Source organism: Cohaesibacter haloalkalitolerans, from assembly GCF_003574655.1.
In the GTDB taxonomy this organism is placed as follows: domain Bacteria; phylum Pseudomonadota; class Alphaproteobacteria; order Rhizobiales; family Cohaesibacteraceae; genus Cohaesibacter; species Cohaesibacter haloalkalitolerans.
Genome location: NZ_QNUM01000001.1, coordinates 292,424 through 308,957, shown reverse-complemented (window position 1 = coordinate 308,957; position 16,534 = coordinate 292,424). Strand labels below are relative to the sequence as shown.

Below are 16,534 nucleotides of genomic sequence, written 5' to 3'. Positions count from 1 at the left end.
GGGATTAAAAAATGGTTAACGAGCATGAAATCGTGAACTCTGAATAAACCGCCTGTTTATCCCACTTTGCCCACAGCCCCTGGGGAAGAATCGCTCATCGGGCTGTCAATAAGCCAGTTTCAAGACAGTTTGATGAAGAAAATGGCCAAACTCTGCGGGTTTGTCCTCCGGATAGGGCACTATTGGACAAACTGAGGGGGAAGGACCCACAAAGGGCGTTTCGTTTCGCTGCCCGTTGCTCTAAACATCGAACCAACCTTTTACAGCTTGGACCAGTTTCATGATTCCATTGATTCTCGCTTCGAAAAGTCAGGCACGGGCGTCTCTTCTGTCCAATGCCGGACTGTCCTTTGAAACTTTTGCTGCCGAAGTGGATGAACGGGCAGCAGAACAGCCGTTGGTCGAGGCTGGTGCACCACCCGCCGATATTGCCACCCTGCTGGCGGAAGTGAAGGCGATGGATGTTTCCACCCGCCATCCCGACACGCTGGTGATCGGGGCTGACCAGACTCTGGGCTTTGGGGATAAACGCTTCAACAAGCCGGAAAATGAGGACGCCGCCCGCCGACAACTGTTGGAACTCTGCGGACAAAGCCATCAGCTGCATTCGGCAGTGGCCTGTGCAAAGGGTGGGGAAATCCTCTGGAGTCACGTCTCGACGGCCACCCTCACCATGCGGCCTCTGAGCCCACAGGAGATCGGGCGCTATATGGCAAGAGTGGGCGATCAGGTGCGGTCCAGTGTCGGCTGCTACCAGCTGGAAGGGCTGGGTGTGCAGCTGTTTGAACAGATAGACGGTGACTATTTCACCATTCTCGGCCTGCCCCTTCTGCCCCTTCTTGGCTATCTGCGCCAGCATCAGGGATTGGAATTCTGATCATGAGCGAAGCAACACCCACTCAAATGCCAAAGGCTTTTGTCATCGGCTGGCCGATAGAACAGTCCAAATCACCGCTTATTCATGGCCATTGGCTTGACCACTATGGTCTTGCCGGCAGCTACGAGAAAATTGCCGTTGAACCGGAAAACCTCGGTGCCTTCATCAGCGAAATGAAAGCGCGGGGCTTTGTCGGCGGTAACGTGACCATTCCTCACAAACAGGCGGTGCTGGATCATGTAGACGTTATCCATCCGACCGCACAGAAGCTCAAGGCAGCCAATACCCTGTGGTTTGAAGACGGCAAGCTGCATGCGGATAATACCGACGGCTATGGTTTTCTGGCCAATCTCGATCAGCAGCAGCCTGGTTGGGACAGGGCAACCGGTGCAAATGCCATGGTGCTCGGGGCTGGCGGGGCTGCTCGTCCGGTCATCAATGGGCTGCTCGAGCGGGGCTTTGAAACCGTTACGATAGCGAATCGAACAAGATCGAAGTCGGAAGAGCTTGCGCAGCTGTTTGCCGCGCTCGGGCTGGGCGCTCGGGTGCTTGTGGTCGACTGGGAAAAGCGCGCTGAAAGCCTTAATTCCATTGATTGTCTGGTCAATACCTCAAGCCTTGGCATGATCGGGCAACCGCCTCTTGATCTCTCTCTTGACGCCCTGCCCGTTTCGGCGCTGGTCACCGATATTGTCTATAATCCGCTGGAAACGGACATCCTGCGGCAGGCCCGGATGCGCGGCAATCCGGTGGTCGATGGCCTTGGCATGCTGTTACATCAGGCTGTTCCGGGCTTCGAGCACTGGTTTGGCAAGCGCCCAATGGTCACCGACCTTCTGCGTCAGACGGTTCTGAAGAGCTTGTAGGAGCATCTCATGATCAAGATCGGCCTCACCGGTTCCATCGGAATGGGCAAGACGACGACCGGACAGATGTTTGTAGATCGCGGTTATCCGCTGCATGATGCCGATGCCACGGTCCACCGCCTCTACAAGGGAGCAGCCGTGCCGCTGATCGAAGCGGAATTTCCCGGTACCACAGGGCCGTTGGGGGTGGATCGGGCAGCGCTTTCGTCCCGCGTTATCGGCAATCCCGAGGCCATGAAACGTCTTGAGACCATCATCCACCCGCTGGTGCGACGGCAAGAGCGGGAATTCTACGATCAGGCCCGCGCCGATGGTATTGAAATGGTGGTGCTGGATATCCCGTTGTTGTTCGAGACCGGCGCCGAGGATCGTGTGGACGTCGTGGTGGTGGTCTCAGCCGATGCAGACACCCAGCGGCAACGGGTTCTGGCGCGGCCGGGCATGACGGTCGAGAAATTCGAGGCCATCAAGGCCAAACAGATGCCTGATGAGGAAAAGCGCAGCCGGGCGGACTATATTGTTGATACCGGCAGAGGTCTGGATGCCGCCGCCGCCCAGGTAGATGCCATCCTCAAGGATATCAAAAGACGCTTTGCACAAAGAGGCGAATAGATCATAGTCACCCTTTGTGGTGATTTGTTTGCGAGAGAGTTGAAAATGGTCCTGAGGGAAATTGTATTCGATACCGAAACAACCGGTCTGGACGTCATGACGGGAGACAGGGTTGTCGAAATCGGCTGCGTGGAACTGATCAATCACCTGCCGACGGAGAACAATTTTCACGTCTATATCAATCCTGAGCGGGATATGCCCGAAGAGGCCTTCCGAGTGCATGGCCTGTCGGAGGAATTCCTCTCCGACAAGCCGAAATTTGCTCAGATCGCCAAAGATTTCCATGAGTTCATCAAAGATACAGTGCTGATCGCCCACAATGCTAGCTTCGACATCAAGTTTCTCAACTGGGAGCTGGAAAAAGCCGGATTCCCGATAATCGACAAGGAACTGGTCATTGATACGCTGGCCATGGCGCGTCAGAGATTTCCGGCTGGCCCGAACAACCTCGATGTGCTCTGCAGCCGCTTTGGCATCGATAACTCGAAACGCACCCTGCACGGCGCTCTGCTCGATAGTGAGATTCTGGCGGACGTCTATCTGGAGCTGATCGGTGGGCGCCAGACCAGTTTCATGCTGTCCAGCGAACAGCAGAATGAGGCCGATAATGCTGCTGGTGGCACCGGCGCGCGCCAGCCTGCCAGAACACGCCCTACGCCCCTTCCCGCCCGGTTGACCGAAGCCGAGGTTGAAGCGCATCTGACCTTTCTGAAGGAAGTCAAGGGCGACGTCATCTGGGCGCAATACATGCCGCAGCCAGAAGCAGCCGATCAGACTGAGAGCTGATCTGGATTCACGTGAAACTGATTAACAAGCCGTTAACGGCGGCAATGAAGCGGCAATGAAAAAGCCGACTGGATATCATCCAGTCGGCTTTTCTCATTCTTGCACTTGCCAGCCAGCTTATTGGGTTGGCTGGGTCTGCTGCTGCTGAGCGGCCATTTCCATCATCCGCTGACGATAGAGCTGGGCAAAATCGATCGGATCCACATTCAGCGGAGGGAAGCCGCCGCGCATGGTCGCGTCGGAAATGATCTGACGGGCAAACGGGAACAGCAGACGCGGGCATTCGATCATCACGAACGGATGCAGCTGTTCCTGCGGAACGTTGGAGACCGAGAAGATGCCGGCATAGAGCAGTTCGACGTTGAACAGGGTGGTATCGTCGACGGTTGCCTTGGCGTTCAGGGTCAGTTCGGCTTCAAATTCGGTTTCGGAAAGCGGGGTGGCGTTCACGTTGATCTGAACGTTGATATCCGGAGCCTTCTCGCGGGGACGCAGGGAATCTGGAGCATTGGGATTCTCGAATGACAGATCCTTGATATACTGGGCCAGAATTCTCATGCCAGGCAGTTTGAGGTCTCCGCCTGCAGCTGCGCCATTTTCTTGTGCGTCGCTCATAAAACTGTTTCCTAATTCATTGGTTGAACAAACTGGGACAACAAAGGGAACTCCCGACAGTCTGGCACCTGAATTGTGTCGAGATCAGGCGCTATTGCCTGATCGCCTCCCTTGGATCATTTGGGTGCAACAGAAGGGTTCGATTTGATTATCCTCTTGTCTAGGAAACGCTGTAGCATGATGAACAGGCTGAAACAAGGAAAAGGCCCACGGGCCCATCGCATTTGACCGCTTTGCCCAAGTTTCTGGTCTGGCGGCTCTATGGCAGCTCTTGATTGCAACGGCCTTTATCTTTGCGGGGCGAGATCTTTGCTTGTCAGGAAGACTTGTTCCAGGGGGAATCCGGCCCATTACCATTTTCGATGACGGTGTGATCTTTCACTTCGCCAAACTGGTCCTCATCCAGATCGATGATGTCGTCATTCGAAGGCCGAGGGCTCGTGTTGCGTGACTGATAGCTGTAGCTCTCATAATAGGTGCCGCCACTGCTGCCAAAAGACTGGCTGTGCAGTCCGGCAACGGTGACCCGGCTCTTGAAAAAGTGGAAAATGCCGTCACGAATGCCGGGAACCAACAAGAGAAACCCGAAGGTGTCGGTGACAAAGCCTGGCGTCAGCAAAAGCAGACCGGCGGCCAGCAGCATGACACCATGTGCCATTTCCTTGCCGGGAATCTTGCCCTGATTCATCTGCTGCTGTGCCTGCCCGATCAAGGCAAAGCCTTGACGTCGCAGAAGAATGGTGCCGATAACCGCCGTCAGGAGCACGCCGAGCAAGGTGTTGACAACACCGATCTGCCCGCCAACAAGGATGAAGACGCCAATTTCCAGGATCGGCACTGCCAGCAGCAGAAAAGGAAGGAATGGAAAGAGCGATCTGTTCGTCACCTATGCGGTCTCCTCAAAAGATTGTGTTTTTTATGCTCCTTTCGTTTTCCATTATGGATTTGCAAGGAGCCCTTCCTTAAATATAGAAAGAAAAGTGAAAGTTTCAGTGCTTTTTTGCAAAATTCAACCTGACCAAGGCGAGCTATATGTCCCAATTCCTCGGTTTCGATTTAACTTCAGTCGTTTTCCTCATTATTGCCGTCGTCCTGTTCTGGCGCTTGAAGGATGTTCTTGGCACGAGGACAGGCAATGAAGCCGATCCTTTTGATCCGTTTTCGGATCATGAAAAGGACAAGGAGAGAAAGGCGCCCCCTGCAGATGACGTTGGGGATAATGTAATTGCCTTGCCAGACCGTGCCGAGAGTGAAGCGGAAACGGTGGAAGAGAAGAACCGGCGCATCGAGAAGATTGCCCCCGCTGGTTCATCGCTCAACGCTGCACTGTCCCAGCTTATGGCCATGGATCGCAGCTTTGATCCGGACAGCTTCGTTGCCGGGGCCCGCATTGCCTATGAAATGATTGTCACCGCCTATGCGGAGGGAGACCGCAAAACCCTCAAGCAGCTGCTGGCCGCCGATGTGTTCTCCGGCTTCACCAGCGCGCTGGACGAACGGGAGAGCAAGAATCTCCGGGTCGAATTCACCTTCATCGGCATCAACAAGTCGTCCATCGTGGAAGCGGAAGTGGCGGGCAATGAGGCACAGATCACCGTGCGCTTTGTCTCTTCCATCACCTCCTGCACCAAGGACGATATCGGCCATGTCATTGAAGGGGATCCGAATTCGGTCGAGGAAGTCACCGATATCTGGACCTTCAGCCGCGACATGAGCAGCCGGAACCCGAACTGGAAACTGATCGGAACCGAATCGGCCCAATGAGCGTGGAGACTGAACCACTGGATTTTTCCGATCTGGCAGGATGGGATGAACATGATCATGAGGCGGCTTTTGCCGCCTTTTGTCATTCCGCCCGCTTTCTTTTGCAGCGCCCGCCAACCTCGAGAGCTGGCAGTGCGGCGGCTGAAGATCTTCTGGTGATTGCCAGAGCCGCTCTGGCCCAGCCCGGTGCGCTTGATCGGCAGGCGGCCCGCCTGTTCTTTGAAAGCCACTTCCGGCCGGTTGCTCTTGTTGGCCCGGGCCTGCTGACGGGCTATTATGAACCGGTGTTCGAAGCCCGTCTCAGCCGCGACGAGACCTTTGCCTTCCCGCTGCACAAGCGGCCTGAGGATCTGGTTCCCCTCACCCCTGAAGAAGCAGAAAAGGCGGGCTTTACGCCGGAAACCAGCTTTGCCCGCAAAACCGCTGACGGCTTGTGCTTTCATGCCAGCCGGGCCGAAGTCATGGCGGGGGCACTGGATGGCAGAAATTTGGAGCTTGCGTGGTTGAAAGACCCGCTTGAGGCCTATGTCATTCACATCCAGGGGTCGGCCAGACTTGACCTCGGCGATGGCGCGGCCATGCGGATTGCCTTTGACGGCAAGTCCGGCCATCCCTATCGCTCGCTTGGCAAATATCTGATTGAACAGGGTGTTTTTACCGCCAGCAACATCACCATGGATGGTTTGCTGGCTCATCTGCGCTCGCTTGGCAGGGAAGGAACAAGGCTGTTGGGGGAAAACCCCTCCTATATCTATTTCAAGGCCATCTCTGAAGGGCATGAAGCCGATGAGGCAGGAGAGGACGCCCGGTTCGGACCGAAGGCCGCAGCAGGGGTTCCCCTTGTTCCCATGCGCAGCATCGCGGTGGATCGGCACATCCACACCTTCGGTTTGCCATTTTGGCTGGAAACCTTCTTGCCTGATGTGGACGGAGAGGGTAAACCCTTCAGGCAAATGGTCTTTGCCCATGACACGGGGTCTGCCATCAAGGGCACGGCTCGTGGTGACCTGTTCGTCGGAACCGGTCTCGAAGCCGGGACACTGGCCGGACAACTTCAACAACAGACACGCTTTATCTGCCTGATGCCAAGCCGGGTAGCTGACAACAGAGGAGGATGAATTGGCCCGTAAACCTCCCCTCAGTCGCAAGGATATCCGGCTCTGGAAGAAGGTGACCGAAACGGTCACGCCGCTGGAAGGGCGCTCTGCGGAGCTCAAGGCGTTGATTGAAACGCTGAAGGAACCCAAAGCACTCGATCAAGGCAACACCCCGGATCCTGCTCATCCGGTGCAGCGAAAGCACGCCAGTGCTGCCGAACTTGATGCCCTGAGGCAGGCAGGCATCCGTGGCAGGGATATCCCGGTCAGCCGAACCACCCCTCCTCTTGCAGGTATCGATCGCAAGGAAAAAAAGCGCATTGTTCAGGGGCGGCTTGCCATCGACGCGCGACTGGATTTGCACGGCATGACCCAGCGCGAGGCTCACACGGCGCTGTTCGGATTCCTCAAGAGCAGTCATCAGCAGCATTACAAGCATGTGCTTGTCATCACCGGCAAGGGTAGCCGTGGCGAGATGGAAACCTATGCCATCGGGCAGGAAAAGGGTGTGCTGCGCCGGGTCGTCCCGAAGTGGCTGTCCGAGCCGGATATCCGTAGCATCATCGTCGGCTTCGAGGAAGCCCACCCGACGCTCGGCGGCGCGGGAGCCTTGCATATCCGTCTCAGAAGGCGTAACAAAATCAAGTAGAAGCGATCCCTTCGCGCAGTTTCCCAGTTTATTTCTGGCGGTAACAAGGATCTGATCCATGACTCCCTTCGGTGCAAAATTGCGGCGTATGCGCAAGGAGCGGAACATCACACTCAAGGAAATGGCGGATCGGCTGGATGTCTCCAGTGCCTATCTTTCGGCGCTTGAGCACGGCAAGAGGGGCAAGCCGACCTGGTTCCTGATCCAGCGTATCATCGCCTATTTCAACATCATCTGGGACGAGGCAGAAGAGCTGCAGCGGCTGGCCGAAATTTCGGATCCGAATCCAACCATTCGCACCGCCGGTCTTGATCCCCGTGCGACCGAGCTGGCCAATCTGCTGGCCGAGCGCATCGACCAGATTTCCAAGGAAGGGCTGGAAGCGCTGATCCTTCAGGTCCGGTCGGCCTCCTCGCGCGGGCGCGGCATGGGAACGCCCGATTTCAGGGACCAGACCTGAGGCGAAGTTATTATTATTCTGCCAAACGCAATCTTCAGGCATTGAAAAAGGGCACATCCGAAAACGGCGTGCCCTTTCTTTTATCGTTCTTGGTTCCGGTGACCGGACCTTAGAGAATATAGCGGCTGAGATCGGTATTCTTTGCCAATTCGCCAACATTCTCGCGCACAAACGCACCGGTAATCTCGATTGTCTCGCCACCGCGATCCGGTGCTTCGAAGGAAATATCCTCGAGGATCTTTTCCATCACGGTCTGTAGACGCCGGGCTCCGATATTCTCCACCGTGCTGTTGAGTTCCACCGCGATGTCGGCAATGGTCTCGATCGCATCATCGGTAAAGGACAGCGTGACCTCTTCGGTGGCCAGCAGAGCCGAATACTGTTTCGGCAGATTGGCCTCCGTATCGGTCAGGATGGCCTTGAAGTCTTCCCGTGTCAGCGCGCGCAGCTCTACCCGGATCGGCAGACGGCCCTGCAACTCGGGCAGAAGGTCAGATGGCTTGGAGACATGGAAGGCGCCAGAAGCGATGAACAGGATATGGTCGGTCTTCACCGGACCGTATTTCGTCGTCACGGTAGTGCCCTCGATCAGCGGCAGCAGGTCGCGCTGAACGCCTTCGCGGGAGACATCAGCCCCGCCTCTGCCCTCGCCGGCGCAGATCTTGTCGATCTCGTCAAGGAAGACAATACCGCTGTTTTCCACCAATGATATCGCCTCCGAAACAATTTGGTCTTCGTCCAGAAGCTTGTCGGATTCTTCCGTGATCAGAAGGGCATAGGAATCCTTGACGTTGACCTTGCGCTGTTTGGTGCGGCCGCCAAAGGCCTTGCCGAACATGTCGGAGAGATTCATCACGCCCATTGATCCACCGGGCATGCCGGGAATTTCAAAGGACGACATTGGCGAGCTGGTGTCTTTCACCTCAATCTCGATTTCCTTGTCATCCAGCAGGCCATCGCGCAGCTTCTTGCGGAAACTGTCACGGGTGGCAGGGCCTGCCCCCGGTCCTACCAGAGCATCAAGCACGCGCTCCTCGGCGGCACCGTGCGCCTTGGCCTGCACATCCTTGCGTCGCTTTTCGCGCGTGAGAATGATGCCGCTCTCAATCAGGTCACGCACGATCTGGTCGACATCGCGGCCCACATAGCCAACTTCGGTGAATTTGGTCGCCTCGATCTTGATGAAGGGTGCGTTTGCCAGTTTGGCCAGACGGCGGGAAATCTCGGTCTTGCCGACGCCGGTTGGCCCGATCATCAGGATGTTCTTGGGCAGAACTTCTTCCCTGAGATCATCGTCCAGCTGCTGTCGGCGCCAGCGGTTGCGCAGGGCAATCGCCACGGCCCGCTTGGCGTCTTTCTGGCCGACAATAAAGCGGTCGAGCTCGGAAACGATCTCGCGAGGGGAAAAATCGGTCATTCTTGTCTCTCCTGAAGGCTTGCGGCAAGAGCCGCGCCCTTTTCGTTCCGGCCCAGTAGGCCCCCGACAGTCTTGTGCTTGTCCCTACGGCAGCGGTCAAGGTTCGGGATCAGGCCGAAAGGCATGCCCTATTTGGCATCCAGTACTTCAATCGTCAGATGGTCATTGGTGTAAACGCAGATTTCCGCGGCAATGGCCATGGCCTTGCGGGCGATGGCCTCGGCGTCCATGTCCGTATCCATCAGGGCACGGGCGGCCGCCAGCGCGTAGTTGCCACCGGAACCGATTGCCGTGACACCATATTCCGGTTCAAGCACGTCACCGGTACCGGTCAGCACCAGTGAAACCTCCTTGTCGGCGACGATCATCATCGCTTCAAGACGTCGAAGGTAGCGATCGGTTCGCCAGTCCTTGGCCATGTCGACGCAGGCGCGGGTCAGCTGATCGGGATATTGTTCAAGCTTGGCTTCCAGACGTTCAAACAGCGTGAAGGCATCGGCCGTTGCTCCTGCGAAGCCGCCAATCACATTGCCTTTTCCCAAAGGGCGCACCTTGCGGGCGTTGCCCTTGATCACCGTCTGTCCGAGGCTGACCTGTCCGTCGCCTGCAACAACGACCTTGCCGCCTTTGCGAACGGTGAGGATGGTGGTTCCGCGCCAGCCGGGAAAAGCCGAATTTTGAGAAGACTGATCTGTCATGAATGAATTTGTCCATCATCTTGCCCGTTGTATCGGGCCGTGCGGGGAAGCGAACTGAGTGTCCAACAATCCGCGTGGGTTTAACCAGATGTAAGCATCCGTCTGTGATTTTCAATCTCGCTTTTATTGAAAGCGGAATGCAAGGCTTTTGCGCCCGTTTGCGCCATATAGCGCAGCTTTCGTTGGCATTCCGTCAACAATGCGACTAAAACCGCAAATATAGATGCATTCCGATTGCATTTTGGGCGCGCTGCCCTATGGATTTGTCCCCTGTGCCCTGATACATAACGTTGGAATGAACAAAACGAAGGAAAGCCTTCATGCGCACCGCATCGATCACCAGAACCACCAATGAAACCGACATTTCGCTCTCCATCAATCTCGATGGAACCGGCAGCTACGCCATTGATACCGGCGTCGGATTTCTGGATCACATGATCGATCAACTGTCGCGCCATTCGCTGATCGACATGACGATCAAGGCCAACGGTGACCTGCATATCGATGCCCATCACACGGCTGAAGACATCGGCATCGCTCTCGGTCAGGCCTTCAAGGAGGCGCTGGGCGACAAGAAAGGCATCACCCGTTATGCCGATGTGCATCTGCCGATGGACGAAACCATGACCCGCGCTGCGGTTGACGTGTCCGGACGGCCCTATCTGGTCTGGGACGTGACCTTCAGCCGCGACAAGGTCGGGGATTTTGATACCGAGCTGTTCGAGGAATTTTTCCACGCATTCGCTCAGAACGCCGGCATCACCCTGCATATTGCCAATCTTTACGGTACCAACAACCACCATATCGCCGAGAGCTGCTTCAAGGCAGTGGCGCGCGTGCTGCGCAAGGCGGTCGAGGTGGATCCCCGTCAGGCCGATCGTGTTCCCTCGACCAAGGGAACATTGAATGGATGATTGGACGGACTTGCGGCGTTGATCTGCTCGATCGCTGGCATTCGCAAGCCCCGTTGAAGAGGCAGGACCATGGCTTCCTACACGATCTATGAAAAACCCGGTCTATCACTGGATGAGACCATTGAAAGCGCCGTGATTGTGAAAAATCACTACTCCGCGCTGGCTTTCTTTCTGCCGGTCATCTGGATGCTGGTGAGGCGGCTGTGGTGGGTGCTGTTCGGCTACGTGCTGTTCATGCTGCCGATCTGGTCGCTTTATGGCTATCTGCCGCTGTGGTCGGAAATGCTGATCAGCCTGCTGACCAGTGTCTGGGTCAGTGTCGAGGCGCCGAACCTTATCGGCTGGCAGCTGGAAAGAAAGGGTTATGTGGAAGTCGTGACCCTGTTTGCCGAAAGTCGGGATCATTGCGAATTGCGCTATGTTGATTTCAGACTGAAAGCCGCCAAACAGGCTACTCCGGTAACCTCTGGCCTCAAAACCACGGTAAAACCGCCTCTGGCGCAAAAACAAGATTCGCCTTTCTTCAAGGTGAAACCGACCGACAGGATGGAAAGCGGCCCGGTTATCGGGTTGTTCCCAACGCCGGATCCCTCCCAGGAGACAAAATAATGCGCATCGCAATCATTGATTATGGCTCGGGCAACCTGTGCTCGGCGGCCAAGGCATTTGAGCGGGCGGCTCGCGAGAGCAGTCTTCAGGCCGAGGTTCTGGTCACCTCCCATCCCGAAGATGTTCGTCTGGCAGATCATATCGTGTTGCCGGGCGTGGGTGCCTATGCGGATTGTCGGGCCGGTCTTGATGCGGTTGATGGCATGGTCGAAGCGCTCAACGAAGCCGTGATTGCCAATGGCAGGCCGTTTCTCGGCATCTGTGTCGGGTTGCAGCTGCTTGCCAGCCGCGGCCTTGAATATAAGGTCACTGAAGGACTTGGCTGGATTCCCGGCGACGTGGTTTCCCTTGAGCCGTCCGATCCGAGCCTCAAGATCCCGCACATGGGCTGGAACACCGTGGAACTGGTAAGGGATCATCCCGTCTGGGCTGGCATCCCCACAGGACCTGACGGGCTGCATGCCTATTTCGTGCATTCCTATCATCTGAAGGCCGCCAATCCGGCGCATGTGCTGGCAACGGCCGACTATGCCGAAACCGTGACGGCCTGCGTTGGTCGCGACAATATCATCGGAACCCAGTTCCACCCGGAAAAAAGCCAGAAGCTGGGCCTTGCCCTGATTTCCAATTTCCTCAAATGGAGGCCATGAATGATCATCTTTCCCGCTATCGATCTGAAGGACGGTCAGTGCGTACGCCTCAAGCTGGGTGACATGGAGCAGGCCACCGTTTTCAACAATGATCCGGGCGATCAGGCCCGCCGGTTTCAGGATCAGGGCTTTGAATGGCTGCATGTGGTCGATCTGAATGGCGCGTTTGTCGGCAAGTCGGAAAACACCGCCGCTGTTGACAGTATTCTGAAGAACACCACCAATCCGGTGCAGCTCGGCGGCGGCATCCGCGACCTGAAAGGAATCGAGCATTGGCTGGAAAAGGGGATCACCCGCGTGATTCTCGGCACCATCGCCGTGCGCGACCCGCAGTTGGTGCGCGAAGCCTGCAAGCAGTTTCCAGGCCGCGTCGCCGTCGGCATCGACGCCAAGGGCGGCAAGGTCGCCGTTGAAGGCTGGGCCGAAACGTCCGAACTGACCACCGTCGATCTCGCCAAGCAGTTCGAGGATGCCGGTGTTGCCGCCATCATCTATACCGATATCGACCGCGATGGCATCCTGAAGGGCCTCAATATTCCCTCGACGCTGGAACTGGCCAATGCAACCTCCATTCCCGTCATCGCGTCTGGCGGGCTGGCATCGATCGATGATGTCAAACGGCTGCTTGAGCCCGATTGCACCATTCTGGAAGGGGCAATCACGGGCCGGGCGCTCTATGATGGCCGCCTTGATCCCAGTGAGGCCCTTGGCCTGATTGCCGCGGCCAAAGCCGCAGGAGAGAAAGCATGCTGAAAGCCCGTGTCATTCCCTGCCTTGATGTCAAGGACGGCCGCGTCGTCAAGGGCGTCAATTTCGTCGATCTGAAGGACGCCGGGGATCCGGTGGAAAGCGCCAAGGCCTATGATGCCGCCGGTGCCGACGAGCTTTGTTTCCTCGATATCACCGCCAGTCACGAAAATCGCGGTACCATTCTGGATGTGGTGCGCCGCACCGCCGAGGAATGCTTCATGCCGGTAACCGTCGGTGGCGGCATCCGCACCACCGACAATATCCGCGATCTGTTGAAGGCCGGTGCCGACAAGGTGTCGATCAACACCGCCGCCGTGTTGCGCCGGGAGTTCATCAGGGAAGCGTCAGAGAAATTCGGAGCCCAGTGCATCGTGGCCTCGGTTGATGCCAAGCGCGTCAGCAAGGAGGGCGAGCCGCTCAAATGGGAAATCTTCACCCACGGTGGCCGCACGCCAACCGGCATTGACGCCATCGAATATGCACAGGAAGTGGTTGATCTTGGGGCCGGTGAAATCCTGCTGACCTCGATGGACCGGGACGGCACCAAGATTGGTTTCGATATCGATCTGACCCGCAAGATTGCAGATATGCTGACCGTGCCGGTGATTGCCTCCGGCGGCGTTGGAACCCTTGAGCATCTGGTCGAGGGTGTGCGCGATGGCCATGCCACGGCGGTTCTGGCTGCCTCCATTTTCCATTTTGGTGAATATTCCATCAGGGAAGCCAAGGACTATATGGTCAAGGCAGGCATTCCGATGCGGATGGATCTGGACAAATAGTCTCTACCAAGTCAAACGACAATCGCAAGCAGGGTCCCTCCGACGGGAGACGGCCTTTCTTTGCAGGAAAGGGAATGATCGTGATACCATTCACTCTCAATGATCTCGAGGCGATTATCGCAAGCCGTGCCGATTCCGAAGATCCGAAGTCCTATACCCGCAAGCTGATCGGCAAGGGCGTTGGCAAATGCGCCCAGAAAATGGGCGAGGAAGCCGTGGAAGCCGTGATTGCTGCCGTCAAGATGGACAAGGAAGAGCTGACATCCGAAACGGCCGATCTGCTGTATCATCTTCTCGTCGTGCTCAAGATCTGCGATGTGCCACTCAGCGATGTCATGGCAGAGCTGGCAAGCCGCACGGGCCAGACCGGACTTGAGGAAAAGGCCTCGCGCCCGGCTGACTGATCCTGACGACGGGCTGCTGACAACAGGCATGCGGTACTATCAGCTCCGCTCCGGCTCCGTCTTTCGGGCTGGGAGACTTGGCAGATGGCGCCGTCACGAGCCCGACTTTCGGCGAAAATGCTCTAAAGTCTAGTGGAATGGCTAGCGTATTCGCGTTAGCAGGTGCAAAAGCCTGTAGATATTGAGCTTGATCAACCCCTTTGAAGTCTTCAATCGCTAGGGTGCGCGCGCCCGACATGGTCAATGGTTTGGCGCAAGAGCCAGGGTCGGATCAGTTCAGGACCAAGCGGGTTGAAGGAGCGCGAAACGGGAAATCGGCGGACAGTCGATCAAATAGGCTCCGAGGATATGTGATGAAGCAAACGGTAAACCGCCAACTGTCCCCCTACCGGGTCTTTACCAGCGACGAATGGGCGACTCTGCGAGCCGATACACCCCTCACGCTGACAGCGCCCGATCTGCAGAAAATCAAGAGTCTCAACGATCCGATTTCTCTTGATGAGGTGGAAGAGATCTATCTGCCGCTGTCCAGACTGCTCAGCTATTATGTCGAATTCGCCAAGGGTCTCAACAACGCCACCCAGCATTTTCTGGGCACCAGTGAGCCGAAGACCCCGTTCATCATCGGCATTGCCGGTTCTGTTTCTGTCGGCAAGTCGACCACGGCGCGCCTGTTGCAGACCCTGTTGAGCCGCTGGCCTGCCAGCCCCAAGGTGGATCTGGTCACCACGGACGGTTTTCTTCTGCCCAACGCCGTGCTGGAAGCCGAAGGCCTGATGCGCCGCAAGGGCTTTCCAGAGAGCTATGACCGCACTGCACTGATCGAGTTTCTGACCAACATCAAGGCGGGCAAGCGCAATGTCCGCGCCCCGGTCTACTCCCACTTCTACTATGATGTGATGTCAACCGAAGCCCAGATCGTTGATCAGCCCGATATCCTGATCCTCGAAGGCCTCAATGTGTTGCAGACGAGCATTCTGCCGACGGACGCCAAGGACATTCCGTTCGTGTCCGACTTCTTCGATTTCTCGGTCTATATCGATGCCGATGAGGACATGCTGCACCAGTGGTATCTGGAGCGTTTCTCGCGCCTGCGCGAAACCGCCTTCCGCGATCCCGGCTCCTATTTCCACCGCTATTCCCTGATTGAGGAAAAGGAAGCCCTGCAGATTGCCAATGATCTCTGGACCTCCATCAACCTGGTCAACCTCAGGGAGAATATTTTCCCCACCCGGCCGCGCGCCGATCTGGTTCTGCGCAAGGAAGATGGCCATGCCATCACCACGGTGATGTTGCGCAAACTATGACGCTGCAAGGCTCAGACCGGATGCAAAACAAAAGGCGGCCATAGGGACCGCCTTTTTTCATGTCTTGATGGTTCTCGGCTCGCCGCACTAGAGCAGGCGAGCCTGATCTGCTGCGTGCCGTAGGTCATGCTCAGGCCGAGGCCCCACATGCTGGATGACCTCAGCAGCACAGAAATTGCCGAGCATGGTGCATTTTTCAAGGCTCATGTCTTGTGACAGGCCATAGAGGAAGCCGGAAGCATAGAGGTCACCAGCGCCCGTCGTGTCAACCAGCTCGCGGATGGAGCAGGCCGGAACGTGATGGGTCTGGTTGCCGGCAATGGCTACGGAGCCTTCCTTGCCAAGGGTCACCGCAGACAGGGCTGTATCCTGCCTCAGGGCATTGAGCGCGGTTGCCCGGTCAGACGTCTGGTACAACGCCTTGGCTTCGGACTCATTGGCAAACACGATATCAACCTGCTTTGTCTGGATCAGTTCGAGGAATTCATCCCGGAACCGGTCGACGCAGAAACTGTCCGACAGCGTGATGGAAACCTTGCGCCCGGCGGCATGGGCCACCTTTGCTGCCTTGCGGAAGGCATTCTTGGCGTTTTCCTTGTCCCACAAATAGCCTTCCATGTAGAGAATGCCGGAATCTGTGACCACTGTTTCGTCGATGTCCAGTTCGGTCAGTTCGCTGCAGGCACCCAGATAGGTGTTCATGGTGCGCTCGCCGTCGGGCGAGATCAGCACCATGCAGCGGGCGGTCGGATCGCCGCCGACCAGCGGCTTGATGTCGAAATGGGCACCAAGCGAACGCATGTCATGGGCGAAGATCTCGCCAAGCTGGTCATTGGCAACCTTGCCGAAATAGGCGGCCTTGCCGCCAAGACTGGCCAAGCCGAAAATGGTGTTGCCAGCGCTGCCACCGGAGGATTCGATGCCCGGGCCCATTTTGGCATAGAGATATTCGGCGCGCTCGGTGTCGATCAGATTCATCGACCCCTTGTGCAGACCTTCGGCTACAAGGAAGTCATCTTCAACCCGTGCAAGCACATCGACGATGGCGTTGCCAATTCCCAGAACATCAAAACGTGGTGCAGTCATTCTCTTCTCCCGCCGCAAACGCTCCTTCGGCGAAGGGATGGACCGAAGGAACCCCGGCGTATCTTGTTTGCCAGAAGTCGCAGGCAGTATAGGGAGACGACAAGGCATGGCAACCGGCAAATCCGCTCAATTCCTCTTGCACATGTGCTTATGCCCGCCTATGTGAGACGGGACACCCCGTTAACAGTGCAAAG

At 56.7% G+C, this 16,534-nt stretch carries 20 protein-coding genes; 15 read left to right on the top strand and 5 right to left on the bottom strand.

The features are described from left to right. Nucleotides 1–280 precede the first annotated feature (280 nt). Genes DSL70_RS01405 through dnaQ form a run of 4 tightly spaced genes read left to right on the top strand, consistent with a single transcriptional unit; the run spans nt 281 to nt 3,141 of the window. Nucleotides 281–877 (top strand): Maf family protein, encoded by a 597-nt coding sequence (locus DSL70_RS01405; protein WP_119306095.1) that lies wholly within the window; start codon nt 281–283, stop codon nt 875–877. Between the two features lie 2 nt (nt 878–879). Next, a complete protein-coding gene (locus DSL70_RS01400; RefSeq protein ID WP_162916273.1) occupies nt 880–1,743 on the top strand; it encodes a shikimate dehydrogenase in 864 nt (287 codons plus the stop codon). 9 nt (nt 1,744–1,752) lie between these two features. Then, nucleotides 1,753–2,355: a dephospho-CoA kinase gene (gene coaE / locus DSL70_RS01395; RefSeq protein ID WP_119306094.1), complete on the top strand. Its 603-nt coding sequence runs from the start codon at nt 1,753–1,755 to the stop codon at nt 2,353–2,355. 51 nt (nt 2,356–2,406) lie between these two features. After that, nucleotides 2,407–3,141, top strand: coding sequence for a DNA polymerase III subunit epsilon (gene dnaQ, locus DSL70_RS01390; RefSeq protein ID WP_119306571.1), 735 nt, complete (start codon nt 2,407–2,409; stop codon nt 3,139–3,141). Between the two features lie 117 nt (nt 3,142–3,258). On the opposite strand, the gene secB is transcribed toward dnaQ, so the two are convergent. Further along, nucleotides 3,259–3,756: a protein-export chaperone SecB gene (secB, locus tag DSL70_RS01385; RefSeq protein WP_119306093.1), complete on the bottom strand. Its 498-nt coding sequence runs from the start codon at nt 3,754–3,756 to the stop codon at nt 3,259–3,261. Between the two features lie 316 nt (nt 3,757–4,072). Further along, a complete protein-coding gene (locus DSL70_RS01380; protein WP_119306092.1) occupies nt 4,073–4,642 on the bottom strand; it encodes an FxsA family protein in 570 nt (189 codons plus the stop codon). A 146-nt stretch (nt 4,643–4,788) separates the two neighbouring features. Here DSL70_RS01380 and DSL70_RS01375 point away from each other — a divergent pair, with 146 nt between their 5' ends. The 4 genes from DSL70_RS01375 to DSL70_RS01360 are packed head-to-tail and all read left to right on the top strand — an operon-like array spanning nt 4,789 to nt 7,726. Beyond that, on the top strand, nt 4,789–5,520 hold the full coding sequence (locus DSL70_RS01375; protein ID WP_119306091.1) for a Tim44/TimA family putative adaptor protein: 732 nt from the start codon (nt 4,789–4,791) through the stop codon (nt 5,518–5,520). Next, the gene (gene mltA / locus DSL70_RS01370) at nt 5,517–6,638 is read left to right on the top strand and encodes a murein transglycosylase A (protein ID WP_119306090.1); all 1,122 of its coding nucleotides are present in this window, start codon (nt 5,517–5,519) and stop codon (nt 6,636–6,638) included. Before DSL70_RS01375 ends, mltA begins: the two co-directional genes overlap by 4 nt. A 1-nt stretch (nt 6,639) precedes the next feature. Beyond that, nucleotides 6,640–7,266 carry a Smr/MutS family protein gene (locus DSL70_RS01365; RefSeq protein ID WP_119306089.1) on the top strand — a complete coding sequence of 209 codons (627 nt, stop codon included), beginning with the start codon at nt 6,640–6,642 and terminating at the stop codon, nt 7,264–7,266. A 58-nt stretch (nt 7,267–7,324) separates the two neighbouring features. Beyond that, nucleotides 7,325–7,726 (top strand): helix-turn-helix domain-containing protein, encoded by a 402-nt coding sequence (locus DSL70_RS01360; RefSeq protein ID WP_119306088.1) that lies wholly within the window; start codon nt 7,325–7,327, stop codon nt 7,724–7,726. A 109-nt stretch (nt 7,727–7,835) separates the two neighbouring features. On the opposite strand, the gene hslU is transcribed toward DSL70_RS01360, so the two are convergent. After that, on the bottom strand, nt 7,836–9,143 hold the full coding sequence (gene hslU / locus DSL70_RS01355) for an ATP-dependent protease ATPase subunit HslU (protein ID WP_119306087.1): 1,308 nt from the start codon (nt 9,141–9,143) through the stop codon (nt 7,836–7,838). Between the two features lie 128 nt (nt 9,144–9,271). Further along, a complete protein-coding gene (hslV, locus tag DSL70_RS01350; protein WP_119306086.1) occupies nt 9,272–9,841 on the bottom strand; it encodes an ATP-dependent protease subunit HslV in 570 nt (189 codons plus the stop codon). Nucleotides 9,842–10,161: 320 nt separating this feature from the next. On the opposite strand from hslV, the gene hisB reads away from it, so the two are divergent. The 7 genes from hisB to coaA all read left to right on the top strand — a co-directional run bounded on the left by hisB (nt 10,162) and on the right by coaA (nt 15,254). After that, on the top strand, nt 10,162–10,755 hold the full coding sequence (hisB, locus tag DSL70_RS01345; RefSeq protein WP_119306085.1) for an imidazoleglycerol-phosphate dehydratase HisB: 594 nt from the start codon (nt 10,162–10,164) through the stop codon (nt 10,753–10,755). 69 nt (nt 10,756–10,824) lie between these two features. Further along, on the top strand, nt 10,825–11,364 hold the full coding sequence (locus tag DSL70_RS01340) for a DUF2628 domain-containing protein (RefSeq protein WP_119306084.1): 540 nt from the start codon (nt 10,825–10,827) through the stop codon (nt 11,362–11,364). Continuing rightward, entirely contained in the window at nt 11,364–12,014 is a 651-nt protein-coding gene (gene hisH / locus DSL70_RS01335; RefSeq protein ID WP_119306083.1) for an imidazole glycerol phosphate synthase subunit HisH, read from the top strand. The genes DSL70_RS01340 and hisH overlap by 1 nt, the downstream gene beginning before the upstream one ends. Next, complete coding sequence (gene hisA, locus DSL70_RS01330) at nt 12,015–12,767, top strand: 1-(5-phosphoribosyl)-5-[(5-phosphoribosylamino)methylideneamino]imidazole-4-carboxamide isomerase (RefSeq protein ID WP_119306082.1); 753 nt, start codon at nt 12,015–12,017, stop codon at nt 12,765–12,767. Then, nucleotides 12,761–13,543, top strand: coding sequence for an imidazole glycerol phosphate synthase subunit HisF (hisF, locus tag DSL70_RS01325; RefSeq protein WP_119306081.1), 783 nt, complete (start codon nt 12,761–12,763; stop codon nt 13,541–13,543). Before hisA ends, hisF begins: the two co-directional genes overlap by 7 nt. 80 nt (nt 13,544–13,623) lie before the next feature. Continuing rightward, nucleotides 13,624–13,947, top strand: a complete 324-nt coding sequence (locus tag DSL70_RS01320) for a phosphoribosyl-ATP diphosphatase (protein ID WP_119306570.1) — start codon at nt 13,624–13,626, stop codon at nt 13,945–13,947. 353 nt (nt 13,948–14,300) lie between these two features. After that, nucleotides 14,301–15,254, top strand: coding sequence for a type I pantothenate kinase (gene coaA / locus DSL70_RS01315; RefSeq protein ID WP_119306080.1), 954 nt, complete (start codon nt 14,301–14,303; stop codon nt 15,252–15,254). 87 nt (nt 15,255–15,341) lie between these two features. Here the strand turns inward: coaA and DSL70_RS01310 are convergent, their stop codons facing one another. Beyond that, complete coding sequence (locus tag DSL70_RS01310) at nt 15,342–16,340, bottom strand: adenosine kinase (RefSeq protein ID WP_119306079.1); 999 nt, start codon at nt 16,338–16,340, stop codon at nt 15,342–15,344. Nucleotides 16,341–16,534: the final 194 nt, after the last annotated feature.